The sequence below is a fragment of the Roseobacter sp. TSBP12 genome, assembly GCF_009129705.1.
Lineage (GTDB): Bacteria > Pseudomonadota > Alphaproteobacteria > Rhodobacterales > Rhodobacteraceae > Celeribacter > Celeribacter baekdonensis_A.
This window is the reverse complement of record NZ_PYIB01000028.1, coordinates 209,949-228,434: the sequence shown is the minus strand read 5'-3', so window position 1 is coordinate 228,434 and position 18,486 is coordinate 209,949. Positions and strand designations below refer to the sequence as shown.

General features: G+C 54.8%; 18 protein-coding genes. 10 read left to right on the top strand and 8 right to left on the bottom strand.

Annotation, left to right across the window (positions count from 1 at the left end; genetic code table 11):
• Positions 1–48: 48 nt before the first annotated feature.
• From C8029_RS09430 to C8029_RS09420, 3 genes are all read right to left on the bottom strand, one after another.
• Entirely contained in the window at positions 49–1,542 is a 1,494-nt protein-coding gene (locus C8029_RS09430; RefSeq protein WP_152002805.1) for a heme biosynthesis protein HemY, read from the bottom strand.
• Positions 1,543–1,554: 12 nt separating this feature from the next.
• A complete protein-coding gene (locus tag C8029_RS09425; RefSeq protein ID WP_152002804.1) occupies positions 1,555–2,790 on the bottom strand; it encodes a COG4223 family protein in 1,236 nt (411 codons plus the stop codon).
• An 82-nt stretch (positions 2,791–2,872) separates the two neighbouring features.
• A complete protein-coding gene (locus C8029_RS09420) occupies positions 2,873–3,487 on the bottom strand; it encodes a uroporphyrinogen-III synthase (protein ID WP_193217627.1) in 615 nt (204 codons plus the stop codon).
• A 153-nt stretch (positions 3,488–3,640) separates the two neighbouring features.
• On the opposite strand from C8029_RS09420, the gene C8029_RS09415 reads away from it, so the two are divergent.
• The 3 genes from C8029_RS09415 to C8029_RS09405 are packed head-to-tail and all read left to right on the top strand — an operon-like array spanning position 3,641 to position 5,334.
• Positions 3,641–4,636 carry an NAD(P)H-dependent glycerol-3-phosphate dehydrogenase gene (locus C8029_RS09415; protein ID WP_051130573.1) on the top strand — a complete coding sequence of 332 codons (996 nt, stop codon included), beginning with the start codon at positions 3,641–3,643 and terminating at the stop codon, positions 4,634–4,636.
• A 3-nt stretch (positions 4,637–4,639) separates the two neighbouring features.
• A complete protein-coding gene (locus C8029_RS09410; protein ID WP_009570424.1) occupies positions 4,640–4,912 on the top strand; it encodes a YciI family protein in 273 nt (90 codons plus the stop codon).
• Positions 4,912–5,334, top strand: coding sequence for an EVE domain-containing protein (locus C8029_RS09405; RefSeq protein WP_009570423.1), 423 nt, complete (start codon positions 4,912–4,914; stop codon positions 5,332–5,334). The genes C8029_RS09410 and C8029_RS09405 overlap by 1 nt, the downstream gene beginning before the upstream one ends.
• Positions 5,335–5,632: 298 nt before the next feature.
• On the opposite strand, the gene C8029_RS09400 is transcribed toward C8029_RS09405, so the two are convergent.
• The gene (locus tag C8029_RS09400) at positions 5,633–5,974 is read right to left on the bottom strand and encodes a DUF2853 family protein (protein ID WP_009570422.1); all 342 of its coding nucleotides are present in this window, start codon (positions 5,972–5,974) and stop codon (positions 5,633–5,635) included.
• Between the two features lie 172 nt (positions 5,975–6,146).
• Positions 6,147–7,538, bottom strand: coding sequence for an adenosylhomocysteinase (gene ahcY / locus C8029_RS09395; protein ID WP_009570421.1), 1,392 nt, complete (start codon positions 7,536–7,538; stop codon positions 6,147–6,149).
• A gap of 157 nt (positions 7,539–7,695) precedes the next feature.
• On the opposite strand from ahcY, the gene C8029_RS09390 reads away from it, so the two are divergent.
• Entirely contained in the window at positions 7,696–8,286 is a 591-nt protein-coding gene (locus tag C8029_RS09390; protein ID WP_040401737.1) for an HD domain-containing protein, read from the top strand.
• Here the strand turns inward: C8029_RS09390 and C8029_RS09385 are convergent.
• Positions 8,249–8,455 carry a hypothetical protein gene (locus C8029_RS09385; RefSeq protein ID WP_152002802.1) on the bottom strand — a complete coding sequence of 69 codons (207 nt, stop codon included), beginning with the start codon at positions 8,453–8,455 and terminating at the stop codon, positions 8,249–8,251. The two genes, C8029_RS09390 and C8029_RS09385, sit on opposite strands and share 38 nt — an antisense overlap.
• A gap of 97 nt (positions 8,456–8,552) precedes the next feature.
• Between C8029_RS09385 and C8029_RS09380 the strand changes: the two genes are divergently transcribed.
• A complete protein-coding gene (locus C8029_RS09380; RefSeq protein ID WP_152002801.1) occupies positions 8,553–9,449 on the top strand; it encodes a LysR family transcriptional regulator in 897 nt (298 codons plus the stop codon).
• A 54-nt stretch (positions 9,450–9,503) separates the two neighbouring features.
• Here C8029_RS09380 and C8029_RS09375 read toward each other — a convergent pair whose 3' ends face one another.
• The gene (locus C8029_RS09375) at positions 9,504–10,058 is read right to left on the bottom strand and encodes an ActR/PrrA/RegA family redox response regulator transcription factor (protein WP_152002800.1); all 555 of its coding nucleotides are present in this window, start codon (positions 10,056–10,058) and stop codon (positions 9,504–9,506) included.
• 88 nt (positions 10,059–10,146) lie between these two features.
• Positions 10,147–10,776, bottom strand: coding sequence for an SCO family protein (locus tag C8029_RS09370; protein WP_152002799.1), 630 nt, complete (start codon positions 10,774–10,776; stop codon positions 10,147–10,149).
• A gap of 92 nt (positions 10,777–10,868) precedes the next feature.
• Here C8029_RS09370 and regB point away from each other — a divergent pair, with 92 nt between their 5' ends.
• The 5 genes from regB to addB all read left to right on the top strand — a co-directional run bounded on the left by regB (position 10,869) and on the right by addB (position 18,462).
• Entirely contained in the window at positions 10,869–12,263 is a 1,395-nt protein-coding gene (gene regB / locus C8029_RS09365; protein WP_009570416.1) for a sensor histidine kinase RegB, read from the top strand.
• Between the two features lie 81 nt (positions 12,264–12,344).
• Positions 12,345–13,931 carry a PAS-domain containing protein gene (locus C8029_RS09360; protein WP_152002798.1) on the top strand — a complete coding sequence of 529 codons (1,587 nt, stop codon included), beginning with the start codon at positions 12,345–12,347 and terminating at the stop codon, positions 13,929–13,931.
• Positions 13,932–14,049: 118 nt separating this feature from the next.
• Complete coding sequence (locus C8029_RS09355; RefSeq protein WP_152002797.1) at positions 14,050–15,075, top strand: aminoglycoside phosphotransferase family protein; 1,026 nt, start codon at positions 14,050–14,052, stop codon at positions 15,073–15,075.
• Positions 15,048–15,728 carry a nucleotidyltransferase family protein gene (locus C8029_RS09350; RefSeq protein WP_152002816.1) on the top strand — a complete coding sequence of 227 codons (681 nt, stop codon included), beginning with the start codon at positions 15,048–15,050 and terminating at the stop codon, positions 15,726–15,728. Before C8029_RS09355 ends, C8029_RS09350 begins: the two co-directional genes overlap by 28 nt.
• Before the next feature lie 10 nt (positions 15,729–15,738).
• Positions 15,739–18,462, top strand: coding sequence for a double-strand break repair protein AddB (addB, locus tag C8029_RS09345; RefSeq protein ID WP_152002796.1), 2,724 nt, complete (start codon positions 15,739–15,741; stop codon positions 18,460–18,462).
• Positions 18,463–18,486: the final 24 nt, after the last annotated feature.

Below are 18,486 nucleotides of genomic sequence, written 5' to 3'. Positions count from 1 at the left end.
GCGTGACGTGAACGGGTCTTTATCACCCTCTTTCAAAGGTGTGTAGCCCTAATTTTCGACCTTGGGGTTTTCATCTTCTTCAACCGGGGTCACATCTACCATACCTTTCGGCGCGTCCTGTGACTCCTCTTCAATCGGATCGACAAAATCCACTTTTGGCTCCGGCAATGCGCCTACAATCATCGGCAACATTTCGGTTCCTTGTGGCATCGCGACCTCGGAACGCATCGGTTTACGCCAACTCAGCGTGTCAAATCCGCCGCAATGCTCGCAAACCGGGCCCCATTCCGAATGGATGGTTTGGCAATTGTCACAGACCCATTGTGGCCCACGCGGCGCTGTCAGCGCTCGGGTCAGCCAGCCGCGGACAACCACGTCATCCGCACCCTCGCCGCGTTCGATCGCCGCCAAAATTGTCAGACTGCGCGCGGTTGGGTTGATCTCCGCCAGATCGCCCAGCGCGCGGCGCGCCGCCGGAAAATCTTCGGCAGCAATGTTAAGCTCTGCGAGCAGCATTTTAGTCTCTGGATCTTCCGGGTGGATTTTGGTCAGCACCGCAAAGCGTTTGATCCGTTGCTCCGGGGTTTCATCCGGCACAATCGCCGCAAAGGCGGCGGCCAGATCCGGATGCGGTTGCGCCTCCCATGCTTTTTTGATGACGCGCGCAGCCGGACGCGGCTTGTCATCAGCAACATATTCTTCACAGGCCATCACAGCGGCAGGGATGAGATCCGGCGACTTTTTATTGGCCTCAATCGCGGCTTCGCGCGCTTCAATCGTGGCACCTTTTTCAAACACCCCCTTGGCCTCTGACAGGGCCAAAACCGCATCGCGACGTTTGTGAACATCGCGCGGGATTGCTCCATGTTTCAACTTGGCCGACAGGGTCGAACGCGCCGCCGACCAATCGCCCTTTTCGGCCTGAAGCCGGAGCAAGATGTCTTGTGTCTCAACATGTTTCGGTTTGAGGGCAAAGGCTTTTTCCGCGAGCTTCAGCGCGGTCGCGGTATCACCATCCTCAAGCTTCTGTTTCATGATGCCCTGAACGCCAATAAAGCGGGTGCGGTCATCCGCGACCAATTGTTTGTAGGCACGCTCGGCCGTCCTTTTGTCGCCAGTCATCACCGCAGCCTGCGCTTTGAGCAGGTTGGTCAGTTCGGGTTTTTGTAAATATTTCTCAGCACGCGCAACCTTGGTCAGTGCCACGCGACCCTCGCCTGAGGCCAGCGCCATCATCCCATCCGCCAGCGCTTCAATACCTTTTTTCTGACGATTGCGGTCGAAATAGCGCGAGATTGCGGTTTCATCGCCCAAAAGGAATTTCACCACAGCGATCAACAGCCCGATAAGTTTGAGCGCCACATAAAACGCAACGATCAAGACAATCAGTGCCAGCACGGCTTTGAACGGCGTGAGGGTGATTTCGAAATTCCCAAAGCTCAGTTGAGCGCCACCTTCGGTTTCCATGAGAAGCATTCCGCCATAGGCGAGCGCAGCCACAAGAATGACGAAAAGAATGATTTTAACGAGAGACCAAAGCATGTTTCGCCTACCTTACTGACCAAGCATTTCATTGAGAGCAGCCATCACATCCACCCGTTTTTGCGCCTGTTCAATCCAGGGCTGCATCTCCGCCTGACCTGCCTCAGGCAAAGCCTCAAGCGTGGTGATTGCTGATGCAAACTGACCTTTGCGCACGGCATCTTCGGCCCGGGACAGGATCGCGTCGGCGTCATCGCCTTCTTTTGGCTTCGTCGATCTGAGACCGAGTTGCGTTTGAAGTGCGGTGTCAAACCAGCCCTGTTCGCCCGCTTCATAGGCCGCGCGCGATGCTGACATGAGAGCCGCCCTTGCGGCATCTGGATAGGTGTCCTGCAACTCCGTCACACTGGCAATCCCATTCTGCGCAGCCTCTTTAAGTGCAGCGGGCGCATCCTCTTCAAGCTCATAAAGAACAGAGGCAAAAGGATCGCCGGCGTCCACAAGCCTTTGCAACCGGGCCTTTTGTGTTGCGGCTGTGGCGGCTTTTTCCTCGGCCGCGGACTGTGCTTTGGCGGCTTCAAGTCGCGCAATCTCGTCGGTGAGCAGATTCTGCATTTCGGCCAATTGACGCTCATAGGCGGCTGTCGCCTCCGGTGAGACCACCGCCTCCGCCACGGGACGCGCCTCAAATTCGGTCAGACGCGATTCAAAGTTGGACAATTGATCCTGAAGCGGCTGGATTGCCTGGCCCGGATCAATGGCGGCAATTTGCGCCTCAATTTCGGATTTCAACCTGTCCTGCGCCGAGTGGGTCGCCGCGATTTGATCCTGTGTGCTGGATTTCAGGTCCGCCAATTGCGCCGACAGGTCGGTGAGCTGCTGTGCCAACTCATCCGTATTGGCTCCGGGGAATGGCCAGCCCTCAGGCTTGATAAATTGCGCACCCGCGTAACCCAATGCCACACAAATTACACCCCCCAAAAGCGTCGGAACAAGGCCGCCTCGTTTGACCGCACTCTTTTCGATCACTGGCCGCGCGTCAGCGCGCTCAGCTTTGGGAATGTCTTCGCCCCGTGTCGACTCATCCGTCTTAGACGTATCATCCTGATCTTCGATATGCGTCTCTTCAGAAACCTCAGCTTCTGGATCAGCCGCATCACCCTCTGCCATTGGCTCTTCAGAAGCCATCTCCGTTGATGTACCGACGTCCGAGGGCACTGCCTCTACCGCCAAGGCATCCTCTTGATCCTGAACCGTTTCCGCCTCGGTGCTCACATCATTTTGCGGAGTTTTTTTGTCTCGTGCCAAAAGATCAACCTTTCGAATCCAGAACCAATTTCACAACTACCTCTGGAACTTAGACCCTGAGCCACTGCGCCTCAAGCGATGATCAGGTCAATTGCGATGCAACGGCCTGCGTCATCGTCGCACCGTCGGGGCGTTGCGCAACAACAGAGCAGATAGGAACAGGCCCTGACCAAGCATCAATGCAGGCTTGCGACATGGCAACAAGGGTCAACGGCCCAGTATAGATTTCGAGTCGTTTCGACAGAATCTGTGCCGAGCGGGGAGAATAGAGGGGAACCACGAGAGATTGCGCCTGCGCCACGCTGTCCCGTTCCTCTGACGTCCATGTTCGGGCGCGCTGATCGTAGACCACAGCTTCGTGGGTCTCTATGCCGCTGGCCGTCAATCGGCGCGCCACATCGCCGCGCGTATGTTTGCCGTGGAGGTGGATGGCGCGCGATAGGGACTTCCCCGCAAGATGCGAGATCAAATCATCCGCCGACCCTGCAACGGACACAGCCGTCACGCCAAGCGCCCGCACCGCCTGTGCCGTCGCATCCCCAACACAATAGGCCGTCAATTTCGGAAACGCCTCTGCGGTAGCTTGCGCCGCGTGGCGTGAAGTCAAAATAACCGCGCTATATTGCTCCGCCATGAGTTTGGGGGCGCAAGGCACGATCTCTAGAACCGGCGCTATCAGAACATTTATCCCCGGCACCAGCGCGCGCAATTCCTGCGCAATCGATTGGCGTCATCTTTGGGGCGTGTGATCAGGACGGTTCTGGGCAAAATCGGTCTCGGGATTGTCTGACGGTTCACTCGGTGATACCTCCCAAAGTGCATCTGAACAACGCTCAACGGAGGGCGACCGATGAGACTGGGTGAGGAGACGCAGCACGTGGATCAGATTTCTGTCCTCGGCGCCGGTGCATTTGGGACGGCTTTGGCCATCTCCCTTGCGCGATCAGGTAAGACTGTCACCCTTTGGGCACGCTCGGAAGATGCCGCACGATCCATGCAATCCGCGCGCGAAAACATTGGCCGCTTGCCGGGAAAACCTTTTCCTGCATCCTTGAGTGCCACCTCCGATCTTACCCAGGCCTGCAAAGCACCCATCCTTCTCTTGGCTGTTCCCATGCAACAGCTGGCGGATTTCGCAGCCCTAAACAAGAGCCTAATCCAGTATAAAAGCCTCGTTGCCTGCTGTAAGGGGATTGATCTTAAATCGGATCGCGGTCCTCTGGCTGTTCTTGAAGATTTGATGCCAGACGCACGGGTGGCCATTCTGTCCGGCCCCTCTTTTGCTGTCGACATCGCAGACGGCCTGCCCACCGCATTGACTCTTGCTGCGAGAGACAAAGACGTGGTTGATATGCTGCAATCAGAGCTGACCACCGACACTATCCGACTGTATTCAAGCCTCGATCCGGTGGGGGTCGAGTTTGGCGGGGCCTTGAAAAATGTGATTGCGATAGCATGTGGCCTTGCGATGGGAGCCGGGCTTGGCGAAAGCGCGCGTGCGGCGCTGATGACGCGTGGCTTTTCCGAAATGCAGAGGCTTGCAGCCCGCGTTGGGGCCGATCCTGCGACGCTTTCGGGGCTTTCGGGGTTTGGCGACCTTGTGTTGACCTGCACCTCTGATAAATCGCGCAACTTTTCGCATGGTTTCAAACTTGGCACCGGCGCAACAGTCGACCCAAATGTAACGGTCGAAGGCGTGGCCACTGCCAAAGCCGTCATGCACCTCGCGCGTACCCTGGACCTGGACATGCCCATCACAACGACCATCACGCAGATTTTGGATGGTCACATTTCGATTTCTGAGGCGGTAGAGCTGTTGCTTTCCCGCCCACTCAAAAGGGAGTAACCCATGAAATACGCTGTCATTTGCACCGACAAACCCGGTTCGCTTCACATCCGCACTGACACACGCCCGGATCACGTCGCCTATTTGAAATCCTGTGGCGTTGTTGAACAGGCCGGGCCATTTTTGGACTCGGAGGGCAAGATGTGCGGCTCACTTGTGATCATCGAAGTGGATGATCTTGACGCTGCTAACGCATGGGCCGCGAACGACCCCTATGCCAAGGCCGGGCTGTTTGCGGATGTGCGGATTGAAGCTTGGAACAAGGTGATTGGCTGATGGCATATTGGCTTTTTAAATCCGAAGCGGAAGTTTGGTCTTGGGATCAACAGGTTGCTAAAGGTGACGCTGGCGAGGAATGGAACGGCGTACGCAATTATCAGGCTCGCAACAACATGCGGGCGATGCAGATTGGCGATCGCGGGTTTTTCTACCACTCGCGGGCGGAAAAAGAAATCGTTGGAATTGTTGAGGTCTGTGCACTTGCGCATCCGGACAGCACCACCGATGACGAACGGTGGGAATGCGTCGACATCAAAGCAGTGCGTCCATTAAAGACGCCCGTGACCCTTGCCATGTGTAAAGCCGATCCACGCCTGTCCGAGATGGTTTTGGTGAACAACTCGCGCCTTTCCGTTCAACCCGTGTCGGAGGCGGAATGGGCGATTATATGTGAGTTGGGAGACACTGATCCGGAGTAGCGCTTTGATCGACCTGACCTTGCGCCGTTTCAAAGTTGAATTTCAATAAAAAGGAGGGTCCCGACCCCCCGGGACCCTCCACCACCCCACGTGCTCCCTTAGGCACCACACGTGTTCGATATAAGGTCCGGTCCGTCCTGGCCCGTGTAATCAACCTAGGCGCTTTGCTGATTCACTGCAAACCTGAAGTAGCTAGGGTTGAATCTGATTTTGAAACCTTCGATTAACTCGAATGAGAAACAACCAACGCAAAACCGCCCCGAACAATCGAGGCGGCTCTCAATAGATCGAAACGAAATCAGCTATAAACGGCTTCTTTGCCGAAATGCTTAACAAGCATGTAGTAGAAAACGGCACGATATTTGTTGCGCTCAGAGCGACCGTATGTGTCGATCACAACATTGATCGCATCCATAAGCTCGGGGCTGTCTGGGAGGCCTAGTTTTTTCATGAGGAAATTGGCTTTGACCGTTTCGAGTTCGCCTTCTTGCGAGGCTGCCACTGTGGACGCATCTTCTTTATAGATCGCAGGCCCACAACCGATGGTCACTTTGGTCAACAAATCCATGTCAGGTTCGACACCACATTTGGATTTCAGATCCTCTGCATATTTGGCGATCAGATCGTCACGTTTTCCCATTTTATTCTCCCACCATTCAAAGTGTTATGTCATTCATCTCGGAACCCAAACAAGGCTCGCGCAAAGCCTAGTGGGATCACGGTGCTTTAAAAAGGGAAAATTTGGCGAATGAACTCATAATGAAACCGCCCATGTTCCCATGAGCGGTTTCTGTCTCGTTCTATGCTTGACCTCAGTAGCGGTAATGCTCCGGCTTAAACGGGCCCTCGACGGTCACGCCAATATAATCCGCCTGATCTTTCGAAAGTTCGGTGAGTTTCACGCCAATGCGAGCAAGGTGCAGTCGCGCCACTTTCTCGTCGAGGTGTTTCGGCAAGATGTAGACTTGGTTCTCATAGCTGTCACCATTGGTCCAAAGCTCGATCTGCGCCAACACTTGGTTGGTGAAAGAGGCGGACATCACAAAGGACGGGTGGCCCGTGGCGTTGCCAAGGTTCAAAAGACGACCTTCGGACAACAGAATGAGACGCGCACCGGATGGCATCTCGATCATGTCGACCTGATCTTTGATGTTGGTCCATTTGTGGTTTTTAAGCGCCGCGACTTGGATTTCATTGTCGAAATGGCCGATATTGCCGACAATCGCCATGTCTTTCATCGCCCGCATATGTTCGATGCGGATCACGTCTCTGTTGCCCGTGGTGGTGATGAAAATGTCGGCGTCACCAACAACATCCTCAAGCACAACAACCTCAAACCCGTCCATCGCAGCCTGAAGCGCACAGATCGGATCAACCTCGGTGACTTTCACCCGCGCTCCAGCACCACGCAGCGAGGCGGCGGAACCTTTGCCCACATCGCCATAGCCACAGACAACGGCCACTTTGCCAGCCATCATCGTGTCGGTCGCGCGGCGGATGCCATCCACAAGGCTCTCTTTACAGCCATATTTGTTGTCAAATTTCGACTTGGTCACAGAGTCATTGACATTGATCGCGGGGAAGGGGAGTTGACCCTTTTTCACCAGATCGTAAAGACGATGGACACCGGTGGTGGTCTCCTCGGAAACGCCAACAATTTGACCGCGCATTTTGGTGAACCAGCCCGGGCTCTCCTTCATGCGCTTTTTGATTTGGGCGAAAACTGCGACTTCTTCCTCAGAGGTTGGCACTTCGATCAGATCGGTTTCACCCGCCTCAACACGCGCGCCCAAGAGAACGTAAAGAGTTGCGTCACCGCCATCATCCAAGATCAGGTTCGGACCTTCCGGGAATTGGAACGAGCGGTCGAGGTAATCCCAATGCTCAACCAAAGACTGACCTTTGATGGCAAACACCGGCACACCTGCTTCGGCAATGGCTGCCGCCGCGTGGTCCTGTGTTGAGAAAATATTGCACGAAGCCCAGCGCACGTCGGCGCCCAGTGCCACGAGCGTTTCGATCAACACAGCGGTCTGGATCGTCATGTGCAGCGAGCCAACAATGCGGGACCCTTTGAGCGGTTTGCTTACGCCAAATTCCTCACGCAACGCCATCAAGCCCGGCATTTCGGTCTCTGCGATATCCAACTCTTTGCGCCCAAAAGCGGCGAGCGCGATATCTTTCACGATGTAATCGGTGCCCATCTCTGGCTCCTGCATAAATACGGTTAATTTGATCGCTGGTTACCAGCTTGAGGCACACCTTACAACGCAGAGGCATTGATTTCCGGTTAAGTCGAGAAAAATCATAGAAACTGTGCTGCTCAGACGCTACCAAAGGCCAAACACAGATGAGGCAACCATGGCTCAACCACGCGCGTGGCAACGAATGTTATCGGGTCGGAGACTTGATCTTTTGGACCCCACTCCAATGGATATTGAAATCGAAGATATTGCCCATGGGCTGGCCTTTGTGGCGCGCTGGAACGGGCAAACACGCGGTGATTTTGCCTATTCCGTGGCTGAACATTCCGTCTTGGTTGAAGAGATTTTTCGCAAACTCTACCCATCGGAGCCAGTTAAGTGGCAACTGGCAGCGCTTTTGCATGACGCGCCCGAATATGTCATCGGCGATATGATTTCACCGGTGAAGGCTGCCGTGGGGCCGAATTACGGTGAGTTGGATGAACGCCTCACTGCGGCCATTCACATTCGATTTGGGCTGCCTGCAAAAATCCCTGTGGCGATCAAAAAAAAGATCAAACAGGCGGATAAAGTCTCAGCATGGCTCGAAGCGACACAAATCGCCGGGTTTTCCGTTGAAGAAGGCAATAAGATTTTTGGAAAAATGAACCCGGATTTGGTGCGCGATCTGCGGATTCACCTGCGTCCGCCGATCTATGCGCGCACGGCCTTTACGGCGCGACACGCCGAATTGATGGCCGCGCTTTGAGCCGAGGCACAAAGCCGAGCTTTCCAGCCCAGATCCGTAGCTCCGAGAGCCAGACCGCACGCGCGGCTTGGGCCTGAACATGCTGACGCTCCATGAGGGCGCGCCGATGTTGAACCTCTGGCGTCGCCTCCGGCTGACGCATGATGTCAGGCGCGATAATCTGTAACATTTGATCTCTCCAAATCTTTGGGTATGATCCTTATTTATCGCTTATAGTCTTCTATCGCGACTCAACGATTTTTTGAACATGTAAGCTGTGATTACACATGAGTGACATCGATTGGCGTCAAATTCCGTCTTTCTCTACGCTGCGCGCCTTTGAGGCGACAGCACGGCTGGGCAGTTTTACCGCCGCAGGACGCGCGCTGAACGTGACCCATGCGGCAGTCACGCAGCAGGTGCGCACGCTTGAGAAAGAACTTGGTGTGGTCCTTGTTCAGCGGGAAGGGCGAGGCATGGCGTTGACTGAAGCGGGTGCGCAATTGGCCGAGGCTTTGGGCGAGGGATTTTCGACGATTGCCCAGGGTGTCGAGCGCCTGCGCAATGGGCCGCGTTCACGTGGGCTAAGGGTCACCTGTACGCCCGCTTTGTCCTATGCGTTTATCATTCCGCGCCTTGGCCAATTTTGGGATGCGCATCCAAATATCCCGGTGTCCCTGACCCCGTCCGGCACGGTCGACGACCTGAAGCGGCGGCAATTTGATGTTGGCATTCGCTCTGGGTCGGGCAACTGGCCCGACGTGGATGTTGAATTGCTTTGGAGGACGAGATTCATCCTTGTCGCCAGTCCGATTTTGGTCACAAAATACGGTGGGGATGTAAACAATCTTCCTTTAAAGACAATGCCTTGGATCAGGTCGCAGGCTCATGGCCAAGATTTGGCTTACATGAAAAAGGGTGGCGTCGATGGCCACAAAGCGCCGGCAATTTTTATCGAGGGGCAATCCGATGCGGTCCAAGCCGTCGTGCGCGGATTGGGGGTAACCTTTGTCTCTGAAATCGCGGTGAGTGATGACCTTGCCTCTGGCGCACTTTTGCATGTGCCGTTTGAAATTGACGCCGATTTTTCCTATTTCGCCGTCACACCCAAAGGCCCGCAACGGACCTCGACCCGGCTGTTCATTGATTGGCTCAAGACCTTGGGGCCACAATCAAAGCCATAAAAAAGACCCGCCCAAGCAGGTCTTTCCAAGTCTTATTGCCTTAGTACTTTCGCGTTAGCGCGGGCTGCGTTTGGCCAAAATGCGCTGCAAAGTGCGTCGGTGCATATTGAGGCGTCGCGCCGTCTCGGACACGTTGCGATCACAAAGCTCATAGACGCGTTGGATATGTTCCCAACGCACCCGATCCGCCGACATCGGGTTTTCGGGCGGTGGGGGCAAGGCATCGCCATTTGCCAAAAGCGCATTGACGATGTCATTGGCGTCAGCCGGCTTTGACAGATAATCCGTGGCACCGATTTTGACGGCCGCCACAGCGGTGGCGATCGCGCCATATCCGGTCAAGACCACGATGCGGCTGTCGGGGCGTTTTTCCCGCAGCACCTCAACGACATCAAGCCCGTTGCCATCCTCAAGCCGAAGATCAACCACGGCATAGGCAGGCGGGCGGGCGGTCGCAATGGCTTTACCGGCCGCGACAGAACCCGCCATTTCGACCTCAAAGCCGCGCTTTTCCATGGCCCGCGCCAAGCGACGCAAAAACGGTTCGTCGTCATCGACCAGCAACAGTGACTTGTCCACACCCAAGTCCATCATTTCCTCCCCGGCCATGGGACCCCCTTGCGCCAATGTGCGTGATTATCTGAATTTGTATCAACCTAGAGTGCGGATGGCGGCGGGTCAATTTCTACCCGGCGTTCTATTTGGCCGCATCAATAAAACAGGCGACACGATCCGCCATCTGCTCTGGCGTGTCATCACGTTTAAAGAAATCGACAAACCCGATTTCGGGGAACACCAGATAGGTGAAGGTCGAATGATCCACGAGGTAATATTCCGGATCACCCTCTTCTTGTTTCTTGTAATAGGTTTTGTAGGCCATTGAAGCGGCTTTCACCTGTTCAGGAGAGCCGGTCATGCCGATCATGTTTTCGTGGAAAAGATCGGTGAACTCTTTGACCACCTCAGGCGTGTCACGGTCCGGGTCGATGGAGATAAAAGCAGTTTGTGTGTCATAGCCGCGTTCGTCCAAGAGACGATCCGCATCCGCGTTACGCGCATTGTCGAGCGGGCAGACATCGGGGCAGAAGGTATAGCCGAAATAGAGGATCGTTGGCTTGGTGAACACATCCTGATCGGTGACGGTCACACCATCTTCACTCACGAGCTCAAAAGGCCCGCCAATGGACCCCGCGCCACCGCTGACAGCGGAGCCGCGACATTGGGCAAATTGATCATCACCAGCCGGGCGTGTGGCATACCAAGCGCTTGCGCCCAATAAGGCGACAACGGCAACACCGGCGACAATGGCGAAAGATTTTGTCGACATGTTTTCTCTCCTCATGTGTGCGACGCATTGATCGGCGCATCAGCACGGACTAACAAGGGGTTTAATGCCGCAGTTGGATCAAAAACCTGTCAATGATTGAAAATAGTGACGATCTCATCACCGAAGAGCGCAGATCCAATTGGGTTCGCCTGAGAACTCTCACTGCGCTGAGATGGATTGCGATCACGGGTCAAATTGCCACGATTATTTTGGCGATGACGGTATTTCACCTCAAATTTGATCTGGGCGGCTTTGCCGTTGTGATCGGCGCGTCGATCATTTTGAACATCGTGGTCACGTTCATTTACCCGGAAAACACCCGGTTGAGCGAACATGGTGCAACGCTGATGTTGTTGTTCGACATCGTGCAATTGTCAGCGCTTTTGTATCTGTCAGGGGGGTTGAACAACCCATTCGCCCTTTTGATCTTGGCGCCTGTGTCAATTTCGGCCTCAGCACTTCGGCCAAAATCATCGGTGTTGACGGGGGGTGCGGCCATCGCCTTGGTGTCGATCACCGCGCTTTATCACGTCCCGCTTGAGCTTTTAGACGGTGAAATCCTGCGCATGCCACGAATTTTCCTATTTGGGAGCTGGGCAGGGATTGTGATTGGTGTGGTGTTTTTGGGAGTATTTTCGTGGAAAGTCGCCTCTGAAATTCACACCATGTCAGAGGCACTTTTGGCAACCCAAATGGCGCTCACACGCGAACAGAAACTGACGGATTTAGGGGGTGTGATTGCCGCTGCAGCACATGAATTGGGCACGCCTCTGGCCACGATCAAACTGGTGTCCAGCGAGTTGGTCGACGATCTGGCAGACCATGACGTTTTGCGCGAGGATGCGCAGTTGATCAATGAACAGGCGGATCGGTGTCGTGATATTTTGCGCTCGATGGGGCAGGCCGGCAAAGATGATCTACATATGCGGTTTGCGCCGCTTCAGGCCGTGGTCGAAGAGGCCGCACAGCCGCATGTTGCGCGGGGCAAAACAGTCAAACTTGAAGTGCTGGGTAGCGAAGACGGGACGCCGCAGCCCTATGTCTATCGGCGTCCAGAGATCATCCATGGGTTGCGCAATCTGGTTCAAAATGCGGTGGATTTTTCTGAAACGACGGCGTGGATTGATATTACATGGAACGCGCGCACCATCACGCTTCGAATCATTGATGATGGGGCCGGATTTCCGACATCGGTGATTGGCCGGATTGGCGACCCTTTCATGCGCCGCCGCCGCACCGAGCGCGAGATTGACCGGCGTCCGGGCTATGAGGGTATGGGGCTTGGGCTTTTTATTGCCAAAACGCTTTTGGAGCGAACCGGGGCCGAGATTGCGTTCGCCAATGGATCGGACCGCCACGACCTCCATCTGCATGCCGGTCGTCGGTCTGGCGCAATTGTCGAACTGAGTTGGCCCAAAGAGCGGATCAGCGTCCAGGAAGGTGAACAAAACAAGGCTTTGGGTGAAAATGCCCGATTTGATGCATGATTTCTTGGGATTTTAACGGTGCGTTAACTATCCTTACCCAAAATCATCCCGTCGCAGAAGCGTATTTTTGTCGGGAATCACATGTCGGTCGAACTCCTCTCCACTCTTGCGTCCCTCATCATAGGAAGCCTGTGCATTGCCTTTTTGGCGCTCTATGGGTTTGCCTGGATGGCCGCCAGAAAAGAAAAGTCAGAGGCGATCACTCTGAAAGATCAGGACAATGACATCGTCTTTCTGTTCGATGACGAAAAACTGGTAAACGCGACGGCCTCCGCGCAAAGCGTGCTTGCGGCAGCCGCCGATGTCGGCTCGGATTGGTCACGGCTTTTATCGGTAACGATCTCAAAATTCCCAACACTTCAAAAAGAGATCATAGAACTCGCCGATCGTGGCACATTGATCATTGAGTCCCGTGATGGCAGCTCCGTGATGAAATGCGAATGGCGCAACGGTCTTGCGCGCCTGACATTGTTGGATCGTGAAACGGAACACAGCCATATCGAGTTGGATCGTCATTCCTTGATGGCGATGGAGCACGAGCTTGAAACTCTGCGCGCCACCACGGAAAACGTGCCCCATCTGGTATGGCGCGAACTCGCGGATGGCACGATCAGTTGGGCCAATGCCGCCTATATCGCTCTTGCCGACAGTATGGCGCAGAACGATGATATTCCAAGCTGGCCGCCGACGTCTTTGTTCGACACCTCACTTCTTGCCAACGTCGGCGCAAAAGAATCCCGCCGCCTCACCCTTAAGGATCAAAACCACGGAACACATTGGTTTGAGGTATTTCGATTTGAAATGGGCGGCGATTTCCTATTCACAGCCAATTCTGCGGACCATACGGTCAAGGCGGAGGAAACGCTTCGCGAGTTCACGCAAACCCTGACCAAAACCTTCTCCCATCTCACAATCGGACTTGCAGTGTTTGATCGCAATCGCAGGCTGGCTTTGTTCAACCCGGCACTGACGGACCTGACCGCCCTTTCGGTTGAGTTTTTGATCTCGCGACCGGTTTTAACCACCTTCCTCGACAGACTGCGCGACAGTCAGATGATGCCTGAGCCGAAAGATTATAAATCATGGCGTCAAGAAATGGCCGCCTTGGAATCCGCCGCCGAAGATGGCACCTATCAAGAGGTTTGGACCCTGCCTGGCGGCATGACATATCGAATTTCTGGACGCCCGCATCCCGATGGGGCCATCGCCTTTTTGTTCGAAGACATCTCTGCCGAGATGTCCCTGACACGGCGGTTTAGGTCAGAGATCGAAACGGGCCAGGCTGTGCTCGACAGCCTATCTGAAGCCATTGCCGTGTTTAACAGCGAAGGCATGTTGATGATGGCGAATTCGGCCTATACGTCGCTTTGGGATCTTGAGCAAATGGAAGGTATTTCCGAGACAAGCATCGTTGAGGCGACACGGATATGGCATTCGAAATGTGCGCCATCGCCGCTTTGGAATGATATTCGGGAATTTGTCAGCCGTGTTGGTGCGCGTGAGGAGTGGACTGGCACCACCCGGCTTTGGGATGGGCGCCGTCTTACTTGCCGATTTGCACCATTGCCATCCGGCCAAACCCTCGTTGGCTTTGCGCCAGAGGCGCGCGGCTCGGCGGTGCGACTCGCGCTTCGGCCGCAGGCGGACAGCCAGTTCGTAGAAATGTGACGCCCTTCTTGCCTTGCGTCCCTTGCGGGGCGGCCTAAAGTCGGGCACATGTTTTGTCCGAACATCAAAGGCTCCCCGCAATGCTGCGACACTCTGTCTCTCAAATTTCAGCGATCTTATGACTGAGCGCGTGCAGCTTTTCCAAGAGTTTCTTGGGTCTGGCCCTTGGGCCGACTCCAGTGTAGCCGCCTTGGCGGGTGATGCGTCTCGGCGGCGGTATCACCGGTTGAAAGATCGTTCGACCGGTCGATGTGCCATCGCAATGGATGCGCCCCCAGAGGCTGGTGAAGATGTTCGCCCTTTTCTCAAGGTCGCCGCTTATCTTCGCGATCTCGAACTGTCAGCCCCTGAAATATATGCCGCCGATGAGACCAATGGTTTTTTGATCCTCGAAGATTTTGGTAGAGATTTGTATGACGTCGTCTGTGCTCGGAAACCACATTTGGAAACCGAGCTTTATGACGCTGCTGTCGATGTTCTGATTCACATCGCCTCCTCAACACCACTGGACGGCGCTGCGGATTACGGCCCCTTGATGACCGATCTCGCGCTTTCCTGTTACCGCTGGTACGCCGAACCCGTTTTGAGTCACGATATGTCTTCAGAACGTGAGGCCGCGCGCACCGTTTTAACGCCACTCATTGCGGCTCTTGGGCATGGTCGCGTTACGATTTTACGCGATTATCACGCGCAAAATCTATTGTGGCTGCCGGATCGAGCGGGTCCTTCGCGTGTTGGGCTTTTGGATTTCCAGGACGCGATGCTCAGCCATCCCGCTTATGATGTGATTTCGCTGACAACAGATGCGCGACGCGATGTCCCGGTTGAGGTTCAGAAACGATGCCTGGCGCGATTTAGCGACGGATTGAATCTCAATCCGGTTGATTTCAATCGTGAAGCCGCGATTTGTTCGGTGCAGCGGAACCTGCGAATCTTGATGATTTTCGCACGCATGTCACTTCATTTTTCACGCCCGCACTATGTTGACCTGATCCCTCGGGTCTGGGGTCATTTACAACGCGATCTGGATCATCCCGATCTCTCAAGTCTCGCACATCTCATTCGCACACATCTACCGGAACCCACAAAAGAAACCCTTCAGTGTCTGAAAGAAAAATGCGGAACCATCCCAACACTGCAATGATTTTTTGTGCGGGACGCGGCACCCGGATGAAAACGCTGACGGCAGATCGACCAAAACCGATGATTGAAGTGGCGGGGCGGCCACTTGTCGATCATGCGCTGGATCAGATCGGGGGCGTCGAGCACAGGGTCGCAAACCTTCATTACCTGCCGGACGCGCTTGAAAAACACTTAAATACCGCCGGAATCGAGACTGTTTTTGAAGACACTCTGCTTGAAACAGGGGGCGGGCTACGCAACGCCTTGCCACAGCTCAGAGCAGATGTGGTATTCACCGTCAACACAGATGCGGTTTGGAAAGGTCCAATGGCGTCTGATATTTTGTCAGAGGCCTGGGACCCTGAAAAGATGGATGCGCTGCTCTTAACCGTTCCATTTGACCGTGTGCACGGGCACCTTGGACAGGGTGATTTTGATATTTTACCAGATGGGCGATTGGCCCGCGGTCATGGCTCAGTTTACACTGGGGTTCAGATTTTAAAAACCGATACGCTCAACGGCATCGACGAGACGTGTTTTTCGCTTAATCTCGTGTGGGAACGTCTGTTTGAAACGAATAGAATTTTCGGCGCGGAATATCCGGGACATTGGTGTGATGTCGGTCATCCCGAAGGGATTGAGATTGCGGAGCGCCTCTTGAAGGACGCCCATTAAAGGACGGATTATGTTCGGATCCATCGAGAAGCCACATCTGTTTGGTTTGCCTTGCGGCGTCAATTATCCGGCGGCGTTAAAACAGGGGATTTTGGAACGGTTTCGAAACTCACCGCCCGAAATTTTGGCGCATACGCAGATTTTCGTGAACACATCGCGAATGAAAAAGGACATCCTGTCCGCGTTTGATGACGGGTCAACCCGGCTTTTGCCGCAGGTGAAATTGATTGCAGAGCTAGGGGCATCGCCCGATGTCATGGACCTGCCAATGCCGATCAGCGGACTCCGGCGACGGCTGGAATTGTCGCAACTTGTGTCGCATTTTCTCCGCCAAGAGCCGCAATTTGCCACACGCGCCTCTGTGTTTGATCTCTCAGATAGCCTCGCGGCCTTGCTGTCCGAAATGCAGGATGAGGGCGTGACACCAGAACAGTTAAGGTCACTTAAAATCCCGGATGCTTCAGGGCATTGGGAAAAATCTTTGGCGTTTTTGTCGATTATTTTTGACTATTTCGGTCCGACCGCCGCCCATGAACCCAGTCAGGAAGATCGGTTGAGGTTGATTGTGGATCGCCTCGAAACAAAATGGGGCGAGACCCCGCCAAGTCACCCGATCATTGTTGCCGGCTCAACCGGATCGCGTGGAATGACGGCACGATTCATGACATTGGTGGCGCGCCAACCGAAGGGCGCTGTGGTTCTGCCCGGGGTTGATTCTGATATTCCTCTTGAGGTCTGGCAAGAAATTGCAGGGCGGGGGAACAGGAGCACACCCACCGTTGAGCACCCGCAAGAGCGCACTGTGCGTATGGCCGAAAAGCTTGGCTTAACGTCAGGTGACATTCAAAATTGGGCACAAGTATCTCCCCCGAATTTGACCCGAAACCGGCTGATTTCTCTTTCTTTGCGGCCTGCGCCTGTGACCCATCAATGGATGAAAGAAGGCCCTGGGTTTCAGAATACAGACTCAGCCTGTTCTGCAATGACTTTGATTGAAGCGCCGGACATGCGGATCGAGTCCAATGCCATCGCTTTGATCCTTCGTGAGGCAGCACAAAACGGGCGTAAAGCCGCCCTGATCACACCGGATCGCGATCTTGCGCGGCGGGTGACGGCGCTTTTGGGCCGGTGGAATATCACACCAGATGACAGCGCCGGGATACCGCTCAATCAGACCCCGCCGGGCCGACTGTTACGCCATATTGTTGGGATTTTGGGACACAACCTGTCCTCAGAAGACCTGCTGGTCCTCTTGAAACATCCGCTGACCTCGCGCGGACATGCCGGCGACGAGGGACGTGGGTATCACCTTTTGTGGACCCGTGAACTTGAGGTGCATCTACGCCGCAAAGGGGTGGTGTTTCCCGCCCGTGAAAGCCTTTTACAGTGGGCTATTTCGTCTGGAGCAGAAAAAGCGGACAAAGAGGTCCGCAAAATATGGGCGGCTTGGATTGCCGATCTTTTGGACGTACTTGCCGTGGCACCTGAACGCGACTTGGCAGATCACATTGATCATCTCGTGTCGGTCGCCTCTCTCTTTGTAAAGGGGGCACAAGGCACGGATGACCGCGAACTGTGGGGGCAAAATGCAGGACGAGAAGTGTTGCGCCTTGTTTCTGACTTACGTCGGGAAGCCGAATTTGGCGGCGTAATGAATGCGTTGGCCTTTGCCGATCTCTTCCGGGCGGTTTTAGGTCGGGGATTGGCACGCGATCCGTCGCCAAAGCATCCGCAGGTTATGATCTGGGGCACATTGGAAGCGCGAGCCTTGGGAGCCGAGTTGGTTGTTTTGGCTGGGTTGAACGAAACCATCTGGCCACAAGCACCCGGGCAAGATCCGTGGTTCAGCCGAGACATGCGCAAACAAGCCGGGCTATTGTCGCCCGAACAAGCCACGGGACTTTCCGCGCATGATTTTCAACAGGCTGTTGGCGCACCTGAGGTGGTATTGACGCGGGCAAAACGGGATGCAGAGGCCGAAACTGTTGCGTCCCGCTGGCTGATCAGACTGACAAACCTGATGTCTGGCATGTCTGATGAGGGTCGGAGCGCTCTTGACGCCATGCGCAAACGTGGGGCGTATTGGATCAAGATGGCCGATGACCTTGATCGACCCAATTTCACCTTGCCACCTGCAAAACGACCGAGTCCGCGCCCCCCGGTTGCGGCACGCCCAAGACAGCTTTCGGTGACACGGATCGAAACATTGATCCGTGATCCTTATGACATTTATGCCAACCGTATTCTTCGGTTGAACAAACTTGATCCGCTGAGCCGGGACCCCGATGTGCGCGAGCGAGGCACCGCTTTTCACGCGATCATGGAAAGCTATCTGACTGATATTTCAGACGAAACATTCGATCAATCGCTCGCACGGTTCATGGCGACGGCCGAGCGTGTCTTGGAAGATCAAGTGGCTTGGCCCTCCGCGCGCCGTGTGTGGTTGGGTCGGATACGCAAGATTGCCGAGGGTTTGGTCCGTCAGGAACGCATGCGTCTGACCAGGGGGCAACCTGCGGGAATTGAAGTCAAAGGGGCGATGCATTTTTCTGACATTGATTTTTCCTTGACCTGTAAGGCGGATCGGATTGATCGCAAAAACGACGATACATTCGTGATTTACGACTACAAGTCAGGGCGGCCTCCGTCGGAAAACCAAACGCGGATTTTCAGCATTCAGTTGTTGTTGGAGGCGGCAATGTTGGAGCTGGCCGCTTTGACGACCTGCCGATAGGAAGGGTCACCGAAGTCACTTATT

Bases quoted from the DNA above. Each gene is read 5' to 3' on its own strand.
- C8029_RS09430 (WP_152002805.1), bottom strand. From the start codon at position 1,542: ATGCTTTGGTCTCTCGTTAAAATCATTCTTTTCGTCATTCTTGTGGCT.
- C8029_RS09415 (WP_051130573.1), top strand. From the start codon at position 3,641: ATGAGACTGGGTGAGGAGACGCAGCACGTGGATCAGATTTCTGTCCTC.
- C8029_RS09410 (WP_009570424.1), top strand. From the start codon at position 4,640: ATGAAATACGCTGTCATTTGCACCGACAAACCCGGTTCGCTTCACATC.
- C8029_RS09405 (WP_009570423.1), top strand. From the start codon at position 4,912: ATGGCATATTGGCTTTTTAAATCCGAAGCGGAAGTTTGGTCTTGGGAT.
- C8029_RS09400 (WP_009570422.1), bottom strand. From the start codon at position 5,974: ATGGGAAAACGTGACGATCTGATCGCCAAATATGCAGAGGATCTGAAA.
- ahcY (WP_009570421.1), bottom strand. From the start codon at position 7,538: ATGGGCACCGATTACATCGTGAAAGATATCGCGCTCGCCGCTTTTGGG.
- C8029_RS09390 (WP_040401737.1), top strand. From the start codon at position 7,696: ATGGCTCAACCACGCGCGTGGCAACGAATGTTATCGGGTCGGAGACTT.
- C8029_RS09385 (WP_152002802.1), bottom strand. From the start codon at position 8,455: ATGTTACAGATTATCGCGCCTGACATCATGCGTCAGCCGGAGGCGACG.
- C8029_RS09380 (WP_152002801.1), top strand. From the start codon at position 8,553: ATGAGTGACATCGATTGGCGTCAAATTCCGTCTTTCTCTACGCTGCGC.
- C8029_RS09375 (WP_152002800.1), bottom strand. From the start codon at position 10,058: ATGGCCGGGGAGGAAATGATGGACTTGGGTGTGGACAAGTCACTGTTG.
- C8029_RS09370 (WP_152002799.1), bottom strand. From the start codon at position 10,776: ATGTCGACAAAATCTTTCGCCATTGTCGCCGGTGTTGCCGTTGTCGCC.
- regB (WP_009570416.1), top strand. From the start codon at position 10,869: ATGATTGAAAATAGTGACGATCTCATCACCGAAGAGCGCAGATCCAAT.
- C8029_RS09360 (WP_152002798.1), top strand. From the start codon at position 12,345: ATGTCGGTCGAACTCCTCTCCACTCTTGCGTCCCTCATCATAGGAAGC.
- C8029_RS09355 (WP_152002797.1), top strand. From the start codon at position 14,050: ATGACTGAGCGCGTGCAGCTTTTCCAAGAGTTTCTTGGGTCTGGCCCT.
- C8029_RS09350 (WP_152002816.1), top strand. From the start codon at position 15,048: ATGCGGAACCATCCCAACACTGCAATGATTTTTTGTGCGGGACGCGGC.
- addB (WP_152002796.1), top strand. From the start codon at position 15,739: ATGTTCGGATCCATCGAGAAGCCACATCTGTTTGGTTTGCCTTGCGGC.